The 19645-nt window shown below is 71.1% G+C and carries 19 protein-coding genes; 12 read left to right on the top strand and 7 right to left on the bottom strand.

What is annotated here, in order from left to right; all coding sequences use genetic code 11:
* Positions 1-247: 247 nt before the first annotated feature.
* Positions 248-1186, bottom strand: coding sequence for an endonuclease domain-containing protein (locus WH85_RS09480; RefSeq protein ID WP_045741390.1), 939 nt, complete (start codon positions 1184-1186; stop codon positions 248-250).
* A gap of 138 nt (positions 1187-1324) precedes the next feature.
* Positions 1325-1516, bottom strand: coding sequence for a 50S ribosomal protein L28 (gene rpmB / locus WH85_RS09485; RefSeq protein ID WP_026207002.1), 192 nt, complete (start codon positions 1514-1516; stop codon positions 1325-1327).
* Positions 1517-1692: 176 nt separating this feature from the next.
* Here rpmB and WH85_RS09490 point away from each other — a divergent pair, with 176 nt between their 5' ends.
* Both WH85_RS09490 and recG read left to right on the top strand, forming a co-directional pair.
* Entirely contained in the window at positions 1693-3372 is a 1680-nt protein-coding gene (locus tag WH85_RS09490; RefSeq protein WP_045741391.1) for a DAK2 domain-containing protein, read from the top strand.
* Positions 3369-5561, top strand: coding sequence for an ATP-dependent DNA helicase RecG (gene recG, locus WH85_RS09495; protein ID WP_045741392.1), 2193 nt, complete (start codon positions 3369-3371; stop codon positions 5559-5561). The genes WH85_RS09490 and recG overlap by 4 nt, the downstream gene beginning before the upstream one ends.
* Before the next feature lie 72 nt (positions 5562-5633).
* On the opposite strand, the gene WH85_RS52820 is transcribed toward recG, so the two are convergent.
* Positions 5634-6944, bottom strand: a complete 1311-nt coding sequence (locus WH85_RS52820) for a hypothetical protein (protein ID WP_045741393.1) — start codon at positions 6942-6944, stop codon at positions 5634-5636.
* 104 nt (positions 6945-7048) lie between these two features.
* Positions 7049-8068 (bottom strand): LPXTG cell wall anchor domain-containing protein, encoded by a 1020-nt coding sequence (locus WH85_RS09505; protein ID WP_045741394.1) that lies wholly within the window; start codon positions 8066-8068, stop codon positions 7049-7051.
* A 322-nt stretch (positions 8069-8390) separates the two neighbouring features.
* Here WH85_RS09505 and rsmD point away from each other — a divergent pair, with 322 nt between their 5' ends.
* From rsmD to mutM, 9 genes are all read left to right on the top strand, one after another.
* The gene (rsmD, locus tag WH85_RS09510; RefSeq protein ID WP_045741395.1) at positions 8391-8954 is read left to right on the top strand and encodes a 16S rRNA (guanine(966)-N(2))-methyltransferase RsmD; all 564 of its coding nucleotides are present in this window, start codon (positions 8391-8393) and stop codon (positions 8952-8954) included.
* Positions 8951-9430 (top strand): pantetheine-phosphate adenylyltransferase, encoded by a 480-nt coding sequence (gene coaD, locus WH85_RS09515; protein WP_045741396.1) that lies wholly within the window; start codon positions 8951-8953, stop codon positions 9428-9430. Before rsmD ends, coaD begins: the two co-directional genes overlap by 4 nt.
* A 106-nt stretch (positions 9431-9536) precedes the next feature.
* Positions 9537-10034 carry an SPFH domain-containing protein gene (locus tag WH85_RS09520; protein ID WP_045741397.1) on the top strand — a complete coding sequence of 166 codons (498 nt, stop codon included), beginning with the start codon at positions 9537-9539 and terminating at the stop codon, positions 10032-10034.
* 77 nt (positions 10035-10111) lie between these two features.
* A complete protein-coding gene (locus tag WH85_RS09525) occupies positions 10112-10669 on the top strand; it encodes a YceD family protein (protein ID WP_045741398.1) in 558 nt (185 codons plus the stop codon).
* A gap of 54 nt (positions 10670-10723) precedes the next feature.
* The gene (rpmF, locus tag WH85_RS09530) at positions 10724-10897 is read left to right on the top strand and encodes a 50S ribosomal protein L32 (protein ID WP_014694262.1); all 174 of its coding nucleotides are present in this window, start codon (positions 10724-10726) and stop codon (positions 10895-10897) included.
* Between the two features lie 35 nt (positions 10898-10932).
* Positions 10933-11901: a fatty acid synthesis plsX protein gene (locus WH85_RS09535; RefSeq protein ID WP_045741399.1), complete on the top strand. Its 969-nt coding sequence runs from the start codon at positions 10933-10935 to the stop codon at positions 11899-11901.
* Entirely contained in the window at positions 11891-12646 is a 756-nt protein-coding gene (gene rnc, locus WH85_RS09540; RefSeq protein ID WP_045741400.1) for a ribonuclease III, read from the top strand. The genes WH85_RS09535 and rnc overlap by 11 nt, the downstream gene beginning before the upstream one ends.
* Positions 12643-13821 carry a mannosyltransferase family protein gene (locus WH85_RS09545; protein ID WP_052720279.1) on the top strand — a complete coding sequence of 393 codons (1179 nt, stop codon included), beginning with the start codon at positions 12643-12645 and terminating at the stop codon, positions 13819-13821. The genes rnc and WH85_RS09545 overlap by 4 nt, the downstream gene beginning before the upstream one ends.
* Before the next feature lie 15 nt (positions 13822-13836).
* Positions 13837-14709 carry a bifunctional DNA-formamidopyrimidine glycosylase/DNA-(apurinic or apyrimidinic site) lyase gene (gene mutM, locus WH85_RS09550; protein WP_045741401.1) on the top strand — a complete coding sequence of 291 codons (873 nt, stop codon included), beginning with the start codon at positions 13837-13839 and terminating at the stop codon, positions 14707-14709.
* Here mutM and WH85_RS09555 read toward each other — a convergent pair.
* The 3 genes from WH85_RS09555 to WH85_RS09565 are packed head-to-tail and all read right to left on the bottom strand — an operon-like array spanning position 14677 to position 18709.
* Positions 14677-15252, bottom strand: coding sequence for a spherulation-specific family 4 protein (locus WH85_RS09555; RefSeq protein WP_045741402.1), 576 nt, complete (start codon positions 15250-15252; stop codon positions 14677-14679). The two genes, mutM and WH85_RS09555, sit on opposite strands and share 33 nt — an antisense overlap.
* On the bottom strand, positions 15249-17204 hold the full coding sequence (locus WH85_RS52825; protein ID WP_245673873.1) for a hypothetical protein: 1956 nt from the start codon (positions 17202-17204) through the stop codon (positions 15249-15251). Before WH85_RS52825 ends, WH85_RS09555 begins: the two co-directional genes overlap by 4 nt.
* Positions 17201-18709, bottom strand: coding sequence for a DUF3492 domain-containing protein (locus WH85_RS09565; protein WP_045741403.1), 1509 nt, complete (start codon positions 18707-18709; stop codon positions 17201-17203). The genes WH85_RS52825 and WH85_RS09565 overlap by 4 nt, the downstream gene beginning before the upstream one ends.
* Before the next feature lie 567 nt (positions 18710-19276).
* On the opposite strand from WH85_RS09565, the gene WH85_RS09570 reads away from it, so the two are divergent.
* Positions 19277-19471 carry a hypothetical protein gene (locus tag WH85_RS09570; RefSeq protein ID WP_045741404.1) on the top strand — a complete coding sequence of 65 codons (195 nt, stop codon included), beginning with the start codon at positions 19277-19279 and terminating at the stop codon, positions 19469-19471.
* Positions 19472-19645 lie beyond the last annotated feature (174 nt).

A 19645-nucleotide genomic window follows, 5' to 3' on the forward strand; every position in this document is an offset into this window, starting at 1 on the left:
GGGGTGTGCCTTGTCGCGTCCTGCCTTGTCTCGTCCGGCCTTGTCTCGTCCGGCCTCGTCTCGGTTCGGCGATCTTGGTGCGTTGATCGTTGCCGGCGATGGGTAGTGCACCAAGATCTGCTCGCGTTCCGCCTTCGTCTCGCCCCGTGTGGTTCGGTTCGCCGATCTTGGTGCGTTGGCCACCGCCCGCGATGGGTAGCGCACCAAGATCTACGGGGCGGGGCGGGGCGGGGCGTGGCGTGGTGGGTTAGTGGGGAGGGGAGTGGGAGAGGGCGGCCTTCAGTTGGCTGATCACGTCTTCGGGGTGGTGGCGGATTGCCCAGGCGGGGAAACGCAGCACCCGGTCGCCGGGGAGCCACAGCGCGTTCTGGCGTCGCATGTCGGCCCACCACTGCTGAACGTCCATGTGGTGGCTGCCGTCCACCTCGATGTGGAGACGGTGTTCCGGGAAGTAGGCGTCGAGGTAGCGCCGCCGGCCGGTGGCATCCCGGCGGGTCTGCTGGAGCACCGGCGTCGGCAGGCCCGCCCTGCGGCACAGTCGGAGGAAGTCGGCTTCGGGGAGCGACTGTGCGCCGCCGGCTGCGCAGTCGAGCGCTTCCGTCATTGCGGCGTGATGGCGGGCGCGGGGGAGCGCGGACAGCACTGATCTGATCGCGTCGATGTGGGTCAGGCGTTGCTGCAGGCCGGCGCTGACGATCGCCCACGCGCGACGCGAGGAAGGCTGCCACTGTGCGGCGTCGACCAGTGAACGGGCGGGTGCCGTCGACGGTGGGCGCCCGTCGGGTTGCGGGTCGAAGCCGGCCGGGACGATCGTGCGGTGGGCCACGACCCCCGTCGGCACTCGGCGGGGTGCGAAACCCCGGTCGGGCAGCAGTACGTGGATCTGCGTGTCGTCGAAGCCGCGGAACCCGGACAGTTCGAGTGAGGTGAGGCCACCGAGCCAGGCTTGACGGCCGGCGAGGGTGCCCAGGACGGCGATCCACAGGTGGGCGCGGCGTAGGACGGGGCCGGCGTGGGTCACGTAGACGGCACGGTGCGGTGACTGCCAGCGGCCGACGGCGAGGCGACGTTCGATCATCGGAGCGGTGAAGTGGCGTAGGGCCTGGTCACGGCTCAGCACATGGTCCTGGCGGTGCAGCAGGTCGTGGAGTTCGCGGGACATGACCGCTGCCAGTTCGGGGGACATGACCGGTGATGCTGCCGACTGGGCGGGAGCGCCGGGTGGGGCTGTGGATAACTTGTGGAGAAGGCGGAGATGCGTGTAGCCGCCCATCCCCGGAGGGAGGAGCGGCTACACGTACAAACAGTGAGCTCGAGGCTCAGGTCAGGCGCGCACGACCTTGCCGGCCTTGATGCACGAGGTGCAGACCTTGAGCTTCTTGGTCGTGCCGCCACCGGCCGGGGTGCGAACCGACTGGATGTTCGGGTTCCAGCGGCGGTTGGTCCGCCGGTGCGAGTGGGACACGTTGTGGCCGAAGCCCGGCCCCTTGCCACAGACGTCGCAAACGCTAGCCACGGGATACTCCTGGGTTTGAAACGAAAACTGACCTGATCCAAAAAATCGGGGCGCCCAGCAAAACACATCGTCCAGGCAACCCGGCAAGGCTACCCGATGCCACCGGAGAACAGCCAATCGCCCCCGGTCAGGGTGCGTGCCCGGCGATTGTCGGGGGTGGTTAGTACGCTTTTCGCGTGCTGGACACCCTCGATGCCGCCGCGGTACGCCGCTGGTGCGACGGTGGGCTGGCCTCCCTCCGCGCGCATCAGCACGAGATCGACGAGCTGAATGTGTACCCCGTGCCGGACGGTGACACCGGCACCAACCTGGTCCTGACCATGGTCGCCGCCCACGATGCGCTGGCCGCGGCCCCGGATGTGCAGGTGATCACTTCCCGGTCGGACGGATCCGGATCGGGTGACCGGGACGCTTCCGGGATGTGGCAGGAGCCACCGGAGGAGCCGAGGGCGGGACCCGCCGGCCGTCTGATGCGGCTGATGGCCCGGGGCGCCCTGCTCGGTGCGCGCGGCAACTCCGGCGTGATCGTGTCGCAGATACTGCGCGGGATGGCCGACTCGTTCGCGGCGTCGGTCGCGGTCCGCGGCGTCGAGCTGGCCGGGGCGCTGCGCACGGCGACGGAGGCCGCCTACGCGGCGGTGGCCCGGCCGGTCGAGGGCACGGTCCTCTCGGTGGTGGCGGCCGCGGCCGAGGGCGCCGGCCGGATCAAGTCGGACGACCTGGTGGCGGTGGCCCGGGCGGCGGCGGCCGCGGCGTCGGAGGCGCTGGCCCGCACCCCGCAGCAACTGCCGGTGCTGGCCCGCGCCGGAGTCGTGGACGCCGGCGGCCGTGGCCTCTGCCTGCTGCTGGACGCCTTGGTGGCGGTGGTCACCGAGGAGACCACCGACATGAGGACCGCCGCCGAAAGACCGTCTGGCCGGCCGCCGGGAGCAGCCGTGCCACACCACCACGCGGCGGCCGGCGAGGTGGCGTACGAGGTTCAATACCTACTGGACGCCACCGAGGAGAGCGTCGCCCGGCTGCGGACCGTCCTCGACGGCCTCGGGGACTCGCTCGTCGTCGTCGGGACCGGCGACGGCGATCCGCCCACGTGGCATGTGCACGTCCACGTCACGGACATCGGTCCCGCCGTCGAGGCGGGGATCGAGGCCGGTCGCCCGTACCAGTTGAAGATCTCCGCTCTGGAGGAGAGACGCCCGGACCGTGACGCCCGTGGCGCGGTCGTCGTCGCCACCGGTGACGGGCTCACCGCGCTGTTCGAGGCGGAGGGCGCCACCGTCGTCGAACGCAATCCGTCCACCGCCGAGATCCTCGCCGCGATCCGGGCCACCGGCGCCGGGACCGTCGTGCTGCTGCCCAACGACGCGAACACGCATGCGGTGGCCGTCTCCGCAGCCCGGGAGGCCGACGGCGAGGGCATCCGGGTCAGCGTCGTGCCCACCCGCTCGCCGGTGCAGGCGCTGGCCGCGCTCGCCGTCCGGGACGACCAGCGGCCGTTCGCCGACGACGTGATCGCCATGGCCGAGGCGGCCGGGGCGTGCCGGTACGGCGAGGTGTGCACCGCCCAGCGTGACTCGTTCACCGTCGCCGGTCCGTGCCGTGCCGGTGACCTGCTCGGTCTGGTCGACGGTGAGGTGCACGTCATCGGCACCGATCCGACCGAGGTGAGCCACCGGCTGCTGGACCGGATGCTCGGCGGCGGCGGTGAGCTGGTCACCCTGGTGCTCGGCGCGGACGCCCCACCGGAGCTGGGCGAGAGCCTGCGCGGTCACGTCCACCGGACGTGGCCGTTCATCGAGTTGCAGTGTTATGCGGGCGGTCAGCCCCGTTACCACCTGTTGGCAGGAGTCGAATGACCACGACCGACACCCCGTTGACCGAGGTGCTGAGCGCGAAGCAGGCCAAGGACTTCGCCACCCACCTGGACCTGCACACCGCGGGCGACCTGATCTATCACTTCCCGAGGAGGTACGACGAGCGCGGCGAGCACACCGACCTGCGCCGTCTGGAGATCGACGAGCAGGTCACCGTGCTGGCGCAGGTGCAGGGGATCGCCGTCAAGCCGATGCGGGCGCGCAAGGGCAACATGCTCGAGGTGACCATCGGTGATGGTTCCGGGGCCACGTTGACCTGCACGTTCTTCAATCAGGCGTGGCGTGAGCGGGAGTTGCGCAAGGGCGTCTGGGGACTGTTCGCCGGCAAGGTCACCGATTTCCGGGGGAAGCGTCAGCTGAACGGCCCGGCCTATCAGCTGCTTGCCGCGGACGCCACGCAGGACGATGCGGCCGCCGAGATCGAGGAGTTCGCCGGGGCGATGATCCCGGTGTACCCGGCGGCGGCCGCGGTGCCGACGTGGACGATCGCGAAGGCGGTGGCGAAGCTGCTGGAGACGTTCGAACCGCCGGACGATCCGATGCCGGCCGCGGTCCGGGCGAAACGGAACCTGGGCGGCATCGGGACGGCGTTGCGGGAGATCCACCGGCCGAGCTCCGACGAGGCGCTGTACAAGGCGAAACACCGGCTGAAATGGGACGAGGCCTTTGCCGTACAGCTGACTCTCGTGCAGCGGAAAGCGCGGGCCGCGGCAGCGCCCGGCACCGCACGGCCTCGCGGGGAGAACGCCGGGGAGGGGTTGCTGGCGAAGTTCGACGCCGGGCTGCCCTACGAGTTGACCGAGGGGCAGCGGGCGGTCGGCGAGGAGATCGCGGCGGATCTGTCCCGGCCGCATCCGATGCACCGGTTGTTGCAGGGTGAGGTGGGTTCCGGCAAGACGCTGGTGTCGGTGCGCGCGATGCTGCAGGTGGTGGACGCCGGCGGGCAGGCCGCGCTGCTGGCGCCGACCGAGGTGCTCGCGGTGCAGCATTTCCGGGGCATCAGTGCCCAGTTGGGTGCGCTGGGCCGGGCCGGTGAACTGGACGGCGATCCGGCGGGCACCCGGTTGACCCTGGTCACCGGTTCGCTGGGGGCGAAGGCCCGGCGTGCCGCGCTGGCCGAGCTCGCGGACGGGAGCGCCGGCATCGTCGTGGGCACGCATGCCCTGTTGTACGAGGGAGTCGACTTCCGCGATCTCGGCCTGGTGGTGGTCGACGAGCAGCACCGGTTCGGTGTGGAGCAGCGGGACGCCCTGCGCGCGAAGGCGTCGCGGCCGCCGCACGTGCTGGTGATGACGGCCACGCCGATTCCGCGGACGGTGGCGATGACCGTCTACGGCGACCTGGAGACGTCCGTGTTGTCGCAGTTGCCGCGGGGACGTTCGCCGATCGCGTCGCATGTGATCCCGGCGATGGACAAACCGGCCTATCTGGACCGGGCCTGGGTGCGGATCCGCGAGGAGGTGCGGGCCGGGCATCAGGCGTACGTGGTGTGCCCACGGATCGGTGACGGGCCGGAGGACGAGGACGCCCCGCCGCCGGACAACGAGCCCGCCCGCCGGCCGCCGCTGGCCGTCACCGAGGTGTTGCCGCTGCTCGAGGAGAAATACCTCAAGGGTCTGCGGATCGGCATGCTGCACGGCAAGATGCCGCCGGACGAGAAGGACGCGGTGATGCGGACGTTCGCGGCCGGCGACCTGGACGTCCTGGTGGCGACCACGGTGATCGAGGTCGGCGTGGACGTGCCGAACTCCACGGTCATGCTGATCATGGATGCCGACCGGTTCGGGGTGTCCCAGCTGCACCAGTTGCGCGGACGGGTCGGCCGGGGTTCCGCACCCGGCATCTGCCTGCTGCACACCGAGTCGGCCGAGGGGTCGGCCGCCCGGGAACGCCTGGACGCGGTGGCCTCCACCACGGACGGCTTCAAGCTCTCCGAGATCGACCTGGAGCAGCGCCGCGAGGGTGACGTGCTGGGCGCGTCGCAGTCCGGCAAGCATTCGCATCTGCGGCTGCTGTCGCTGATCCGGGACGAGAAACTCATCAAGGAGGCCCGGGCCGAGGCGTCCGAGCTGGTCGGCGACGACCCCGATCTGTCCCGGCATCCGGCGCTGGCGGCCTCGGTCGCCGCGCTGGTCGACCCGGATCGCGCCGAGTTCCTCGAAAAGGGATGACGAAAGGCGCGCCGGCCCCCGCGGACCGGCGCGCCTTCCTCCGTGCGTCTATCAGGCGGTTCCCCGCGTGTATCAGGCGGTGAAGTTCACCTTGCGGCGACGGGCCATGAAGAACAGGCCGACGCCGACGATGAGCAGCAGGGCCGCCCCACCGGCGATGCCACCGGCGGCGGCGCCGGTCAGCGGCAGGCTCTCGTCGTCACTGACCGGGGTGGTCGCGACCGGGGTGGTCGACGGCGACTCGCTGGGGGTCGTCTCCTCGCTCGGGGTCTCCTCGGCCGGGGTGCTCGGCGACGGGGAGGTCTCGGCGGCCGGGGTGACCGGCGGCAGGGTGGTCTCGCCGCAGTTCGCCGGCTTGGTCCAGACGACCTCGCCCTTCAGCGCGTCCAGGTCACCCTCGACCTTGACCTTGAGGCCCTCGGAGCCGACGAAGGCCACGTTCTCGGTCTTGCCCGGTGCCACGGTGACGGTCTGCGCGTCGCCCTTGTTCGGGGTGAAGGTGACGGTCAGGTCCTTGCCCTCGGCCGGGTTGGTGACGGTGAAGCCGAGACCCTCGCAGGCCTGGACCACGGAGGCCTCGGGGGTGGGCGCCTCGACGGTCTTGCAGTCCTCGGGCTTGGTCCACTCGCCGCGGTACAGCTCCTTGTCACCGGAGTTCACCACGATGCCCTTGGCGTTGGCGGCCGGGATGACGACGGTCTTCGGCTCCGCGCGGGCCGCGAGCTTCTCGGTGGTGGTGAAGCCGTCGGCGGCGGCGATGCTGAACGACGAGCTGAAGGTGCTGCGGTTGATCAGCTTCAGCGCGACGTTGCCGTCACAGTCGGACAGGGCCTCGACGGCCGGCTCGGCCTTGCAGGTGCCCGAGCCGCCGTTGTAGTACGCGTGCTGCGGGTTGCCCGGGACGGCGGTCGACTGGTTGCCGGGCTTGCTGCCCTCTTCGCCGACCTTGCGGTTGCCGTAGCGGTCGCTCGAGTCGGTGAGCGGGTTGATGACCGTGTCACCGAAGACGAAGTCGACCTGGGTGAAGCACTGCGGGACCTCGACCTGGAACTCCAGCTTGTTCGACTGGAGCTTGGCCGCGGTGGCGGGCTCGAACTTCTTCACCGAGGTGTCGAGCACGTGCTGCGGGGTGGCGAACCGTGCCGACGGGGCGGTGTAGGAGACCAGCGTGAACGACTGCTCGGCGCAGAGCGGGCCGTTGAGCAGTTCGATGCTCGCGGTGCCCGCCGGGCCGTTGAAGGTGTGCTGGTACTTGGCGTCCGCGGGCTGGACGCAGGTGGTGGTGGCGGACGCCGGGGAGGCGATGCCCACCAGGCCGGTCAGGCCGAGGAGGACACCGGCCGCAACGGCAGCAGCTCGGTGGATGCGGGGGATGGTGTTCATATTTTTGTGGGCACTCCAGAAGAGGGGAACGAGCAGGGCGCGCCGATTGGTGGTCGGCGCGCCCTGTGAGGTGCCGTGTTACTGAGGTGGTGCTACCTGCGAGATCAGGCGGTGAAGTTCACCTTGCGGCGGCGGGCCATGAAGAACAGGACGCCACCGACGGCGAGGAGACCGGCGGCACCGGCGGCGATGCCACCGGCGGCCGCACCGGTGACGGGCAGGCCGCCACCCGAGCCACCGTCGCACTCACCGTCGTACTCGTAGGGGATCGTGACGGTCTCGGAGAACGACTCGCCCTCGTAGGTCACCGCGATGGTGAGGTCGATCGAGAAGCCCTCGGTCGCGCTGAAGGTCTCGCTCTTCTTCTCGCCCGGGGCGATGGTGAGGTCGCGCTCCTCGCCCTTGCTGGTCTTGTAGTGCAGCTTGATCGCGATGCTGTCCTCGGGGTTGTCGAACCCGATGGTCATCGTGGTGCAGGTGACCTCGAAGATCGGCTCGGGCTCACCCGGGAGGCTGTCCGGCAGCGGGCTGTCCGGGGTCTCGCTGGCGCTCGGGGTGGGGGAGGCCGTGGTCGAGGTGGACTCGGACGGCTCCGGGCTGGTCGACTCGGAGACGCTCGGCTGCGGCGACGGCTCGTCCGACTCGCTCGGGCTCGGCGACGGGCTCTCCGGCGTCTTGCCGCAGGTGCCGTCGAAGTAGGCGGTGTCCGAGGCGGGCAGCACGGTGTGGCCGTTGTCGAACTCGGTGACCACGGTCAGGCGCGCGTACTTCTTGTCGGCCTTGACCCGCTGCTGGGCGGTGATGGGGGTGTTCGCCGGGTTGGCGAAGTCCTCCGTCACCTTGAAGCCGTCGAAGTCGACCGGCTTCTCGCCGCCCGGCTTGCCGTTGCCGACGGCGGCGTCGACCGACTTGAAGCGGAAGTTGTTCACACCCTCGGGCGCGTTGCCGGTGACGGTCCACTCGACGACCCAGTCGCCCTGGGCGGTGTCACACCAGGCGTTCTTGGCGATGCTGGCGTCGGTGGCGAACGCGGGGGTGGCAACGACGGCGACGCCGGCCAAACCGAGGACGGCGCCGGCGGCCAGCCCGGCCGCGCGACGGAGCGGGGATTGAGACAGGTTCACGCCTTCTCCTGTGACATGGGGGTCAAGAGGACGTGAGGAGACGGCCGGCTGTCGCTGGTGGACGGTAAGCGAGAACCCGCGACGACGCCTCCCCGCGTCGTCGGCGGACGGTCGACCCGGGGCCGTATCGTCCGCAACGGAGGTTGACCCTAGCCATTCCTCGAGATCAAAGAAATGTCCCAGCGCGCACTTAGATAGTTGTGACCAAGCTGAGATCTTTGCTCCACCGAACGGGACGGTACCGTTGCGCGTTGTGGCCATGACGAGGGAAATGTTCACTCGAGAGTGGCTCTGCCGGGGTGGTCAAGTAGCGTCCCCTGTGATGACCAGGATTATCGCGGGCACCCACGGCGGCCGTCGTCTCGCGGCCCCGCCCGGTGCCGGGACCCGGCCCACATCGGACCGCGTCCGTGAGGCCTTCTTCTCCTCTCTGGAGACATTGACGGAAATCTCCGGTGCGCGGTTCGCCGATCTCTACGCGGGATCCGGCGCGGTCGGCCTGGAGGCGCTCTCCCGGGGTGCGGCGCACACTCTTCTGGTGGAATCCGATGCCAAAGCCGCACGGGTGATCCGGGACAACATCGCCACCCTGCGGGTCGGTCCGTCCGCCCGGCTGGCGACCGGCAAGGTTTTGCAGGTGCTGGCCGGCCCGCCGGACGGCGGCCCGTACGACGTGGTCTTCGCCGACCCGCCGTACGCCCTGGGCAGCGACGAGATCCAGTCGCTCCAGGAACAGCTGGTGATCAATGGATGGCTGGCCGAGGACGCCGTCGTCATCTTCGAGCGATCCAAGCGAACCGGGCCGATGACCTGGGTGGACGGCCTCGAGGAGGAGCGCACCCGGCGTTACGGCGAGACCACTCTTTGGTACGGTCGCCGATCATGAGACGAGCGGTGTGTCCAGGCTCCTTCGACCCGGTCACCAACGGGCATCTCGACATCGTGGGACGAGCCAGCCGGCTCTTCGACGAGGTCATCATCGGAGTCCTGATCAATCAGTCGAAGACCGGTCTGTTCACCATCGAGGAACGGCTGGAGATGCTGCGCGAGGCGACCGCCGAGTACGGCAACGTCCGTGTCGCCGCGTTCCACGGCCTTCTGGTGGATTTCTGCCGTGACCAGGGCGCGGCCGTGGTGGTGAAAGGTCTGCGCGCGGTCAGTGACTTCGATTACGAGTTGCAGATGGCGCAGATGAACATCGGGCTCTCCGGAGTGGAGACCCTGTTCATGCCGACCAATCCGCTCTACTCCTTCCTCTCGTCCAGTCTGGTCAAGGACGTGGTCAAGTGGGGTGGGGACGCGTCCGCGTACCTGCCCGACCCGGTGCGGGAACGCCTGATCAACCGCCTGAAGCAGAACTAGGCACGCCCGGCGCGCCGGAAACAGCGGCGGCGGTCACGCAGTAACGTGATCGGACCACGCCGTGTGAAGCAGCGGTGGGACGGGAGACGACAGGAGAGAGGCGCCGGTGGATCCGCTCGACCGTATCGACGAGATGATTGATTTCGTCCAGGAGGCGCGTTCCGTTCCGATGTCACGGACGAATTTCATGTTCGACCGTGCGGAAATGATCGATCGGCTCGAGATCCTCCGTTCCGAGCTCCCGTCCGAGCTGCGCAAGGCCGCGGCGGTCCTCGACGAGCGTGACCGGATCATCGAGGCCGGCCGCCGTGAGGCGGACCGGATCATCAACGAGGGTGAGGGCGAGCACGCCCGCCTGGTCTCGGTCAACGAGATCACCGTCTCCGCCGAGCACGAGGGTGCCCGGATCGTCGCCGAGGCGAGGACCGAGGCGCAGCGCCTGCGGGAGGAGGTCGACGACTACGTCGACACCGCCCTGGCCAACTTCGAGCAGTTCCTGACCCGGGCGCTGGCCTCGATCGAACGCGGCCGTGACAAGATGCACGCGCTGCGCGAGATCGGAACCTTCCAGGGTGAGGACGCGGAGCGCCCCCTTCCGTTCTGACAAGCAGCCCGATTCGACGACGTCCAGCAAGCTCAGGTAATGTTTTCGGTCGGCCTACCCATGGCTGAGGAATCACGATGCCCAAGTCACCGCAGAAGCACCTGGACCCCAGGCAGCCGCTGGTCGTCGACACGACGAAGCTCCCGCGACAGCCTGGTGCGACGCGTGCCCTGAATCGGGTGGCCCCGGCCCCGGCGGACCTCGGCCTTGAGTTGATCTCAGTCCTCGAGGGGTCCGACCTCACGCTCGATCTGAGCCTGACGTCGGTCTCCGAGGGCGTCTACGTCAGCGGCACCGTGCGTGGCTCGCTCTCCGGCGAGTGCGGTCGATGCCTCAACGAGATCGACAAGCAGTTCGAGGTCTCCATCGCGGAGTTGTTCGCCTACGAGGACAGCACCACCGAGGAGACCACCGACGAGGACGAGGTGGGCCGGATGCAGGGCGACCTGATCGACCTGGAACCGGTGGTCCGGGACGCGGTGGTGCTGACCCTGCCGACCAATCCGCTCTGCCGGACCGACTGCCCTGGGCTGTGCCCCGAGTGCGGGGTGCACTTCGACGACCTCCCGGCTGACCACAGCCATGAGGACGTGGATCCCCGCTGGGCCGCTTTGCGCAATCTCCCGGCTGAGTAGTCTGAGGCGGCTCCGCCGCAACACCCGCAAGATCGTCATTGAGGAGTAGGAACCGTGGCCGTCCCCAAGCGCAAGATGTCGCGCAGCAACACCCGCTCGCGCCGGGCGAACTGGAAGGCGACCGCGGTTTCGACCGTGGCCTGCCCCCAGTGCAAGTCGCCGAAGCTGCCGCACACCGCTTGCTCGGTCTGCGGCACCTACAACGGCCGTCAGGTCCTCGAGGTCTGACGTCGCGCGTGACTCGCCCGATCTTCGGGCGGGTCGTGCCCGAACGGTGGCGAACCACCGGTGCCACGGCTCCCGGACAGCGGACTGTCGGGGAGCCTGGCACCGCGCGGATCGCCGTCGACCTCCTCGGCGGGGACCAAGCTCCCGCCGTCGTGGTTGACGGCGCTCTACGCGCCTGTCAGGCCGATCCGTCCCTTCACCTGACCCTCGTCGGTCCGGCCAAGGCCGCCGACGCGGTTCTCTCTGCCCTCTCACCGGCCGACCGTCGCCGGATCACCACCGTCCCGACCGCGGCGGACACCGTCCGCTCGGCGGTCAAGGTGGTCGCCGAGGGCGGCGCCGACGCGCTCGTCTCCGCCGGGGACACCGCCGCGACGGTGATCTCCGCCGCTCGTGAACTGGGCCGCTGGCCCGGTGTCCGCCGGCCCCCGCTGGCCGCGGTGCTGCCCACCCGGTCCGGCCGTCTCGTGCTCCTCGACGTCGGCTCGACCGTCGACCCGGACGAGGAGACCCTCGTCATGCACGCCCGGCTGGGTGCCGCGTACGCCTCCGTCGTGAACCAGGTCACCGCCCCGCGTGTGGGTCTGCTCACCATCGGCAGTGAACCCGGCAAGGGCGACCGCCTGCGCCGCGCTCTCCCCCCGTTGCTCGCCACCCGCCCCCTGCCCGCCGGCGCCCGGTACGCCGGCCTGGTCGAGGGCGGTGACGTCGTGCTCGGTGCCGCGGCCGACGTCGTGGTGACCGACGGCTTCACCGGAAACGTCCTTCTGAAGGGCCTGGAAACCGGTTACGCCCTGGTCGGCTCGCCGAATCCGGACACCGAACTGCCGCCCCGGGCCGCGCTGCTGCTCGGTGTCGCCGGCACGGTCGTGGTCTGTCACGGCGCGGCCACCGGATCTGATCTGGCCGCGGGCATCGCCTTCGCGGCCGACCTGCATCGCCGCGCCTCGGTCGCGGCTATCGCCGATCTGCTGAGGTACAGCGAGGTATCACATGATGGATAAACGTCGTCGCCCGTCCACCGCGCCTCTCGAGGAGTCGTTCGGCGTGCCGTTCGGTGCCGAACTCCTGGAACGGGCGCTCACCCACCGGTCGTACGCGTACGAGAACGGCGGCCTGCCCACCAACGAGCGCCTGGAGTTCCTGGGCGACTCGGTGCTCGGCGTCGTGATCACGTCCGCGCTCTTCCACAACCACCCCGACCTGCCCGAGGGCCAGCTCGCCAAGCTACGGGCCAGCGTGGTGAACATGCATGCGCTGGCCGACGTGGCCCGCGGTCTGGGGCCCACCGGTCTCGGGCCGTACCTGCTGCTCGGCAAGGGCGAGGAGACCACCGGCGGCCGGGACAAGGCGAGCATCCTGGCGGACACGCTGGAGGCCCTGCTCGGCGCGATCTACCTGGAGCACGGTCTGGAGATCGCCGGCGAGGTGATCCACCGGCTGTTCGACCCGCTGATGGCCGAGTCGGCCGGCCGCGGCGCGGCGCTGGACTGGAAGACCAGCCTCCAGGAGCTGACCGCCGCACTCGGCCTGGGCGTGCCGGACTACGAGATCGAGGACTCCGGCCCGGACCACGCCAAGACGTTCACCGCCTGGGTGGTCGTCGCCGGCGACCGGTTCGGCGGTTCCGAGGGCCGCAGCAAGAAGCAGGCCGAGCAGCGGGCCGCCGCGGCCGCCTGGCGCACGCTGACCGAGCGGGCCGAGGAGGCGGAGAAGGCGGTGGCCTCGGAGAGCGTCGAGCCGGCATGACCGCCACGGCCGCCGAGGAGGAGACGACCGGGCGGGAGCCGACCCGCCTCTGGGACGCGGCCGGCGCCTGGCCGGGTGTACTCACCGCGGTCGGGCTGCTCGGGCTGACCCGGGTCGGCCAGCTGTTCATGATCTGGTGGCTGGGCGGCGCGTCGACCGGGGACGGCGGTCTCTGGCAGCGTCTGCTGGTGTGGGACGGCGGCTGGTTCCTGCGGGTGGCGATGGACGGCTACCCGACCGGCTACACGTACGCCGCCGACGGCACGCTGGAGGCCAACGAGCTGGCGTTCTTCCCGGTCTACCCGATGCTGATCCGGTTCGGCGCCGCGCTCGGCGTCGACCCGTCGGTGGCCGCGGTCGGTATCGCCTGGCTGGCCTCGATCGGCGCGGCGGTCGCCCTGCACCTGCTCGGGACCAGCCTGTACAGCAAGCGGGCGGGCTGGGCGCTGGTGGCGATCTGCTGCTCCGCGCCGGTCTCGGTGGTGCTCTCCATGGCGTACTCGGAAAGCATCTTCCTGGCCCTGGTGGCCGGGATGTTCGTGGCCGCGCACCGCCGGGTGTGGTGGGCGGCCGGGCTGCTCGGCCTGCTCACCGCGCTGAGCCGGCCGACCGGCGCGGCCGCGGCCCTGGGCCTGGCGGTGGCCGCCGTGATGGCGATCCGGGCGGACCGCCGGCAGATGTGGCAGCCGCTGACCGCCGCGGCCGTCGCGCTCTCCGGTGTGCCGCTCTTCCTCGGCTGGGTGGCGCTGCGGGTCGGCGACATGGACGCCTGGTTCCGGATCCAGACCGCGGGCTGGGGCACCTCGTTCGACTTCGGTCACAGCACGTTCGAGTTCCTGCGCACCTCGCTGAGCACAGGCGACGGCTGGATCCCGGTGAGCATGGCGTGGATGCTGCTGGTCGCGCTCGCCGCCGCGGTGATCGCCCTGCTCGGCAGGCCGTGGCCGCCGCTCGCGGTCTACGGCGTGGTCGCCATGATCCTGGTCTACGGGCAGGCCGGCTTCTACCATTCCAAGCCGCGGCTGCTGCTGCCCGTACTCTTGACCCTGCTCCCGGCCGTGCTGGCCGCCGCCAAGGCCCGGCCCCGGGTGGCTGTCCTGTCGATCGCCGCCTGGGCCGTCTTCGGCCTCTGGTTCGGCGCCTATCTCGTCACCGTCTGGCCCTACACCTTGTAAGAGAGGGACACCCCCGTGCCCGAGCTTCCCGAGGTCGAGACCGTCCGCATGGGCCTGGCCAAGTGGGTGGCCGGCCGCACCATCGCCGGCGTCGAGGTGCACCACCCCCGTGCGATCCGCCGGCACCTGCCCGGCGACGGGCACTTCGTCGCGGTGCTGACCGGCCGGACCATCCTGGACATCGCCCGGCGTGGCAAGTACCTGTGGTTCCCGCTGGACTCCGGCGACGCGATCGTCGGGCACCTCGGGATGAGCGGTCAACTGCTGATGCAGCCGGCCGAGGCGGCCGACGAGAAGCACCTGCGGATCCGGTTCAGCTTCACCGACGGCGGTCCCCAGCTGCGCTTCGTCGACCAGCGCACGTTCGGCGGCCTGGCGGTCTCCGAGGGCGGCGCCGAGCTGCCCGCCGAGATCTCGCACATCGCCCGGGATCCGATGGACCCGCTCTTCGACGACGCGGCGTTCTCGGCCCGGCTGCGCGGGCGGCACACCGAGATCAAGCGGGCCCTGCTCGACCAGACGCTGATCTCCGGGGTGGGCAACATCTACGCCGACGAGGTGTTGTGGCGCTCGAAGCTGCACGGCGTGCGGCCCACCGACCAGCTGACCGGGCCGGCCGTGACCCGGCTGCTCCAGCACGTGCGCGACGTGCTCGGCGAGGCGATCACGGCCGGCGGGACCAGCTTCGACGAGCTCTACGTCAACGTGAACGGGGAGAGCGGCTACTTCGACCGGTCGCTGAACGCGTACGGCCGGGAGAACGAGCCCTGCCCCCGGTGCGGCACGGCCATCCGGCGGGAGCAGTTCATGAACCGCTCCTCGTTCAGCTGTCCTCGGTGCCAGCCGCGTCCCCGGTCAGTCGGCGGCGTGCGCGCCGCGACCGGCTGACGACGCCGCCGCCGCGCTCAGGAACGGGCTGACGTCGGTCGCCAGCCCGAACCCGGCGCCCCGGCGGCCCATCAGCCGCCGTGCCGCGGTCAGCATCGCGGTGGGCACCCCGTGCACCAGGTGCCCGTCACCCGGCCGGGTTCCGTCGCCGTCCCAGCTCTGGTACGCCTCCCAGTCCCCGTCGAAGGTGCAGATCCGGACACCCAGGTCGCGGTAGAGCGGGTGGGTCGGCACGCCCGGGTTCAGCACCACCCGGTGCAGACCGCGCCGGGCCGCCAGCCGGACGGTCAGCGCCACCGGCCCGACCCCGCCGGATCCGGCCGGCGCCCGGTCCAGGAAGAGTCCCTCCACCCCGTCCGCGCGCCAGGTGTCCACGTCGGCGAGCACGTCGGCGAGTGACCGGCTGCCCCAGTCCAGGTCGATCAGCCCGAGGGCCTGGTGCAGGGTACGGCGGTCGCCGGGGCGGTCCCGGACGATCCAGGTGTCGGTGTCCAGCTCCAGTTCGGGGGCGGGGTGGGCGTACGAGGGGAACAGGGTCTTCACGGCGTCCTCCGGAGGTCGGCGGCTGTCAGGGCGACGATGAGCAGTCCGGCGAGATGGGTGGCCGCGAGCACGATGACCGCGGCGGGCAGGGGACCGGACGGCGAGGGGAAGAGGGCGAGCACCACCGCGGCGAACGGTGGCAGGGCGGACAGCGCGGCGGCGATCAGGGTGCGGGTCCGGGCGGCGAGCAGGAACGTGACGGCGAAGACCCCGCCGAGCAGGGTTCCGGCGGCCAGCACCAGCACCAGGCCGCGGGCGTCGGAGGGCAGCCGGTAGGCGGCGAACGCCAGACCGGCCGCACCGGCGAGCGGCGGCATCAGCCCGGCCAGCGTGATCGCGGTGATGTTGCGGATGTGCCGGTCCAGTTCGGCGGGGGTCTCCGCGGAGTCGAGGCCGGCGTCGATGCGGGCGGTGTGCCAGGTGATCAGGGTCTCCAGGACCGGCACGGCGAGCAGCAGCGGCAGCGCCACCAGCAGCGGCGTCGCGACCGGGCAGGCCTGCCAGAGCAGGGCCACGCAGATCGCCTGGGCGGCGCCGATCACCAGGTAGCAGGCGCCGCGCTTACGTTCCGCGGTGGTGATCCGGGTGCTCCGGTGGTCCGGGGACGGGATGAGCGCCGGGCGGAAGGCCCGGATCGCGACGGCCACGATCGCGGCCGGCAGGAGGGTCTCCACCGGCAGTTGCGCGGCCCAGCCGACCCCGCCGGAACCCACGAGCACCGCGGTCGCCAGCATCCAGCTCGGCACGAACCAGGCGGCCACCGAGCCTTCCGAGCGGGTCACCAGGGCGGCGGTCACCGAGCCCAGGGTGAGAAGGCCACCGATGCCGACCGTCGCGGCGAGCGCCCGGTCCGGCCCGAGCAGCGAACTCGGCGCGACCCACACCAGGGCGCACCAGAGGCCGGTCACCGCCGCGAATCCGCCGCTGACCACCCGCCCCGCCGCCGAGGGTCCGGCCCGTCGCGCGACGGTCACTCCCACGCTGGTCAGGGCCTGCGCCGAACTCCAGCCGAGCAGCAGCATGACGGCGGTGACCGGCCAGGCGACCTTGCTCAGCGCGCCGGTCGCGGCCACCGCGACGCTCAGCGGTCCGAGGTAGAGGAAACATCGGACCAGCGCGGCGTCCAGGATGCCGCGCCGGGCCGTTGCGCGCCCCGAGCTCTGCGGTCTTTCCCGGGGGTACGCGTCACCGGGGCGCTCGTTCGCGTCAGAGGTTTCCGCGGGCCCCTCGTATTCCGGGTACGGGTCCGCGGCCGACGCCGTCCAGTCCGACGCCGACCCGGTCCAGTCCGCGGCCGACGCCGTCCAGTCCGGAGCCGGCCCGGCCCAGTCCTGCCGCTGCTCGTGGTGGACAGCTTCGCCCAGTCCGGTCTCCCACGGGTTCCAGCGCTGGTCCAGCCCGTACCCGGTGACCGGCTCGTCCTCGGTGACGACCCGGCGCAGTCCGGTCTCCCACTCCCAGCCCGGTTCGGCCACCGGTTCGGGCAGCTGCCGGACGGGCTCCTCGTCGGCCCACACCGGCGTCCCCGGGCGTTCCGGCGGCGTCCACTGCCGGTCGCCGTCGGGGTCGATCCGGGGCTGGGTCCGGGTGGCCCACGGGTCCCAGCCGGGTTCGGCGAACGGCCCGCTGGTCCCGGGCACCACCTCGGCGTCCCCGATGGCCTCGCCCAGCCCGGTCTCCCACGGGTTCCACTGTGGTTCCGGTGCCCGGTAGGCCGGGTCGTGGTACCCGTGTCCGTCGACGGCCGGGGTGAGCCCGGTGGCCCACGGGTTCCAGGCCGGGATCTCGTGCACCCCGCTGTCCTCGGCCGCGTGCCGTCCCCGGCGGCGGGGGTGGGCGAGTTCGTCGCCGTACGGCGTCTGGTGGGTCTGGTCGGTGGCGTGCCGGCGGCGGTTGCGGTTGCGGGCCGACCGGGTGGTGCCGCCCCATCCGCCGCGGTCAGTGGTGGTCATGGGCAGGCCTCCCGGGTCAGCCAGCGCACCGTGGCCGGCATGGTGGTGCGCGGCGCCGGGACGGAGAGGGTCAGTTCGAAGGAGTGGACCGGTGGCGGGGCGGCCAGGTCGGTGTAGAGCGCGCCGTACGCGCCGACCACCCGGTCGACGGTGAAGTGCCGCAGCGCGCGGAGCCGGGCGGCCTCGCCGAGGGCGCGGCGGCGGGCGGTGTCGCGGAGCATCCCGACGACGGCGATGGCCAGTTCCTCCGGGTCGCCGGCGGGCACCACCACGCCGGTGTCACCGAGTGTCTCGGCGACCGGCCCGACGTTCACCCCGACCACGCCGCGTCCGGACAGCATCGCCTCGACCAGCCGGTACGGCGGGTCGGCGGGGCCGGGGACGTGCGCGACGACCTGTCCGGGGGTGTACCGGTCGCCGGCGCGGGCGGAGGCCTCGATGCGGACCGCGGCGCCGAGGCCGCGGCCGGTGATCCGGGTGAGGCAGTTCTCCCGGTGTGCCGGGGTGACGCCGGTCAGGTGCAGCACGGTGCCGGGTATCGCGGCGAGCACGTCGGTGAAGGCGTCCAGCAGCAGGTCCAGGCCGCTGTCCGGGCCGCCGCTGCCGGACCAGACCACGGTCGGCCCGGGTCCCGGCTCGCCGCTGCCCGGGTGGTGGCCCGGGTCGACGCCGGCCGGTACCGGGACCAGCCGGGAGGGCTGCGCTCCGTGGTCGAGGGCCCAGGCGTGGTGGTACGCGCTGAGCGGCGCGATCAGTTCCGCCTCGGCGTAGCCGGTCCGGGCGACGGCGGTGCGGAAACGGCGCAGGACGGTGCGCACCGAGGCGGAGAGCCGGTCTTCGGCGGGCCGTTGCCGGGGCACCGCGGCCCGGGCCTCGGTGAGCAGCAGGGGCGTGCCGGTGCGCCAGTGCCCGGCGAGTGCCGCGAGCAGGGGTGTGGTGCCGCCGACGCAGTGCACCAGGTCCACCTCGGGCACCGGTACGGCCAGCGCCCGCATGGCGTGCCGCAGCAGGGTCGCGGCGGTGCGCGCGTCACGCACGCTGAGTTTGGGCAGTCCGGGCCGGCCGGTGCGGGCCCGGTGCCCGCGCCAGGCGTCGGCGAGGGCGTCGGCGAGGGGGACGGCGCTCAGTCCGCCGGGGCGCCCGGTCAGGCGGGATATCCGGCGCAGGCCGTCGGCGAATCTCTCGCCCGCGACGACGCCGTCGCCGAGCAGGCCACGGCAGAGCAGGTCGGCGGCTTCGGCGGCGTCGTCGCTCGCGGGACCGCGCCGCCGCTGGCGGCCGGGGTCACGTTCGAGCGCGACGGCGCGCGCGGAGACGACATGGAACGGGAGCGGGTACGCGGGGGCGGACAGTAGTTCACGGTCCGTGACGGTCAGCAGCTCGAAACGGAAGGCCCGCAGCCCCTCGACGAGGCTCCGGCACCATCCACCGAGGGCATCCCGCCGGTACGGGTACCCGCCGCCGGTGAGGAGACAGATGCGCTCGCGCGACGGGGTGTGATTCACGCTGGGGGCAACGACACAACGAGGCGAAGTCACCGGAGCATGTCGGCTAGGCGACACAATTACGCACCTTTTAGCCCAATTTGTCGCCCATGTTTGCCCGTTTTTGTCCGAAGGGTGGCGTCTGTTGGGCGGAAAGTGATCGTGAAACGTCGTTTCCCTTGCGTGGAAACGAATCGTTGATCGTCTATTCACTCTGCGTCGATCCCGGGAATGATCACGCGAACGTCCGCATTTCGAGATCGACAGGTCGAGTGAAGATGTATAAGCCCAGCTGACGACCGGTGGTGGCGTGTTTCACTAGTATCAAGCGGGCAACCGGCACGGCCTCGGCTTGACGGAGGATCGGTATCGGCGGACTATGGAGTTGTCGCTAGTCGCGCCCACTCACGCCCCGGTTCATTCGTGGTGTGAGCATCTGCACCTAAGAAGCTCGTTGCTCACCTAGGCGGGTTTCTGTGCTCTCGCGTGCCCGTGAGCACAGGTGTTCGCGTATGCACTGGGCGCACGTTGGCCGGCATCTCCGGCAACGCATAAACAACGAGACGCAGCGCGTCACAAGGAGTCACGATGGCGAAGGCCCTCTTCGGCCACGTAGGTGCGGCGCCCGATCGGCGCCTCATCGACGAGGTCACTCGACTGCGGTCCCGGGTGCAGTCCCTCGAGTTCGAGGTCACCCGTCTGCGGGCAGAGAATGATCGTCTCGCGGCGGCGGCCGCTGAGGCAGACGACATTCTGCGGCTCTCCGAGCCCGCCCTGACCTGATCCGCCTCACCGATCGCCGGTGAGATCCGCGGGGTGACCTCCCGGCGTTCATCCCCTCGCTCCACAGAAGCACCGAAGAAAGAGCGCGCCTCCACATCCGTGGCGGCGCGCAGCTTTTTCTCCCGCTCCGCCGGTTGCACCGGCCGGTTCGGGCTCGGCGTGTCCATGCTCCGC

This window comes from Actinoplanes rectilineatus (genome assembly GCF_000962825.1).
Lineage (GTDB): Bacteria > Actinomycetota > Actinomycetes > Mycobacteriales > Micromonosporaceae > Actinoplanes > Actinoplanes rectilineatus.

Bases quoted from the DNA above. Each gene is read 5' to 3' on its own strand.
- WH85_RS09480 (WP_045741390.1), bottom strand. From the start codon at position 1,186: ATGTCCCCCGAACTGGCAGCGGTCATGTCCCGCGAACTCCACGACCTG.
- recG (WP_045741392.1), top strand. From the start codon at position 3,369: ATGACCACGACCGACACCCCGTTGACCGAGGTGCTGAGCGCGAAGCAG.
- WH85_RS52820 (WP_045741393.1), bottom strand. From the start codon at position 6,944: ATGAACACCATCCCCCGCATCCACCGAGCTGCTGCCGTTGCGGCCGGT.
- rsmD (WP_045741395.1), top strand. From the start codon at position 8,391: ATGACCAGGATTATCGCGGGCACCCACGGCGGCCGTCGTCTCGCGGCC.
- coaD (WP_045741396.1), top strand. From the start codon at position 8,951: ATGAGACGAGCGGTGTGTCCAGGCTCCTTCGACCCGGTCACCAACGGG.
- WH85_RS09525 (WP_045741398.1), top strand. From the start codon at position 10,112: ATGCCCAAGTCACCGCAGAAGCACCTGGACCCCAGGCAGCCGCTGGTC.
- rnc (WP_045741400.1), top strand. From the start codon at position 11,891: ATGATGGATAAACGTCGTCGCCCGTCCACCGCGCCTCTCGAGGAGTCG.
- WH85_RS09545 (WP_052720279.1), top strand. From the start codon at position 12,643: ATGACCGCCACGGCCGCCGAGGAGGAGACGACCGGGCGGGAGCCGACC.
- WH85_RS52825 (WP_245673873.1), bottom strand. From the start codon at position 17,204: ATGACCACCACTGACCGCGGCGGATGGGGCGGCACCACCCGGTCGGCC.
- WH85_RS09570 (WP_045741404.1), top strand. From the start codon at position 19,277: ATGGCGAAGGCCCTCTTCGGCCACGTAGGTGCGGCGCCCGATCGGCGC.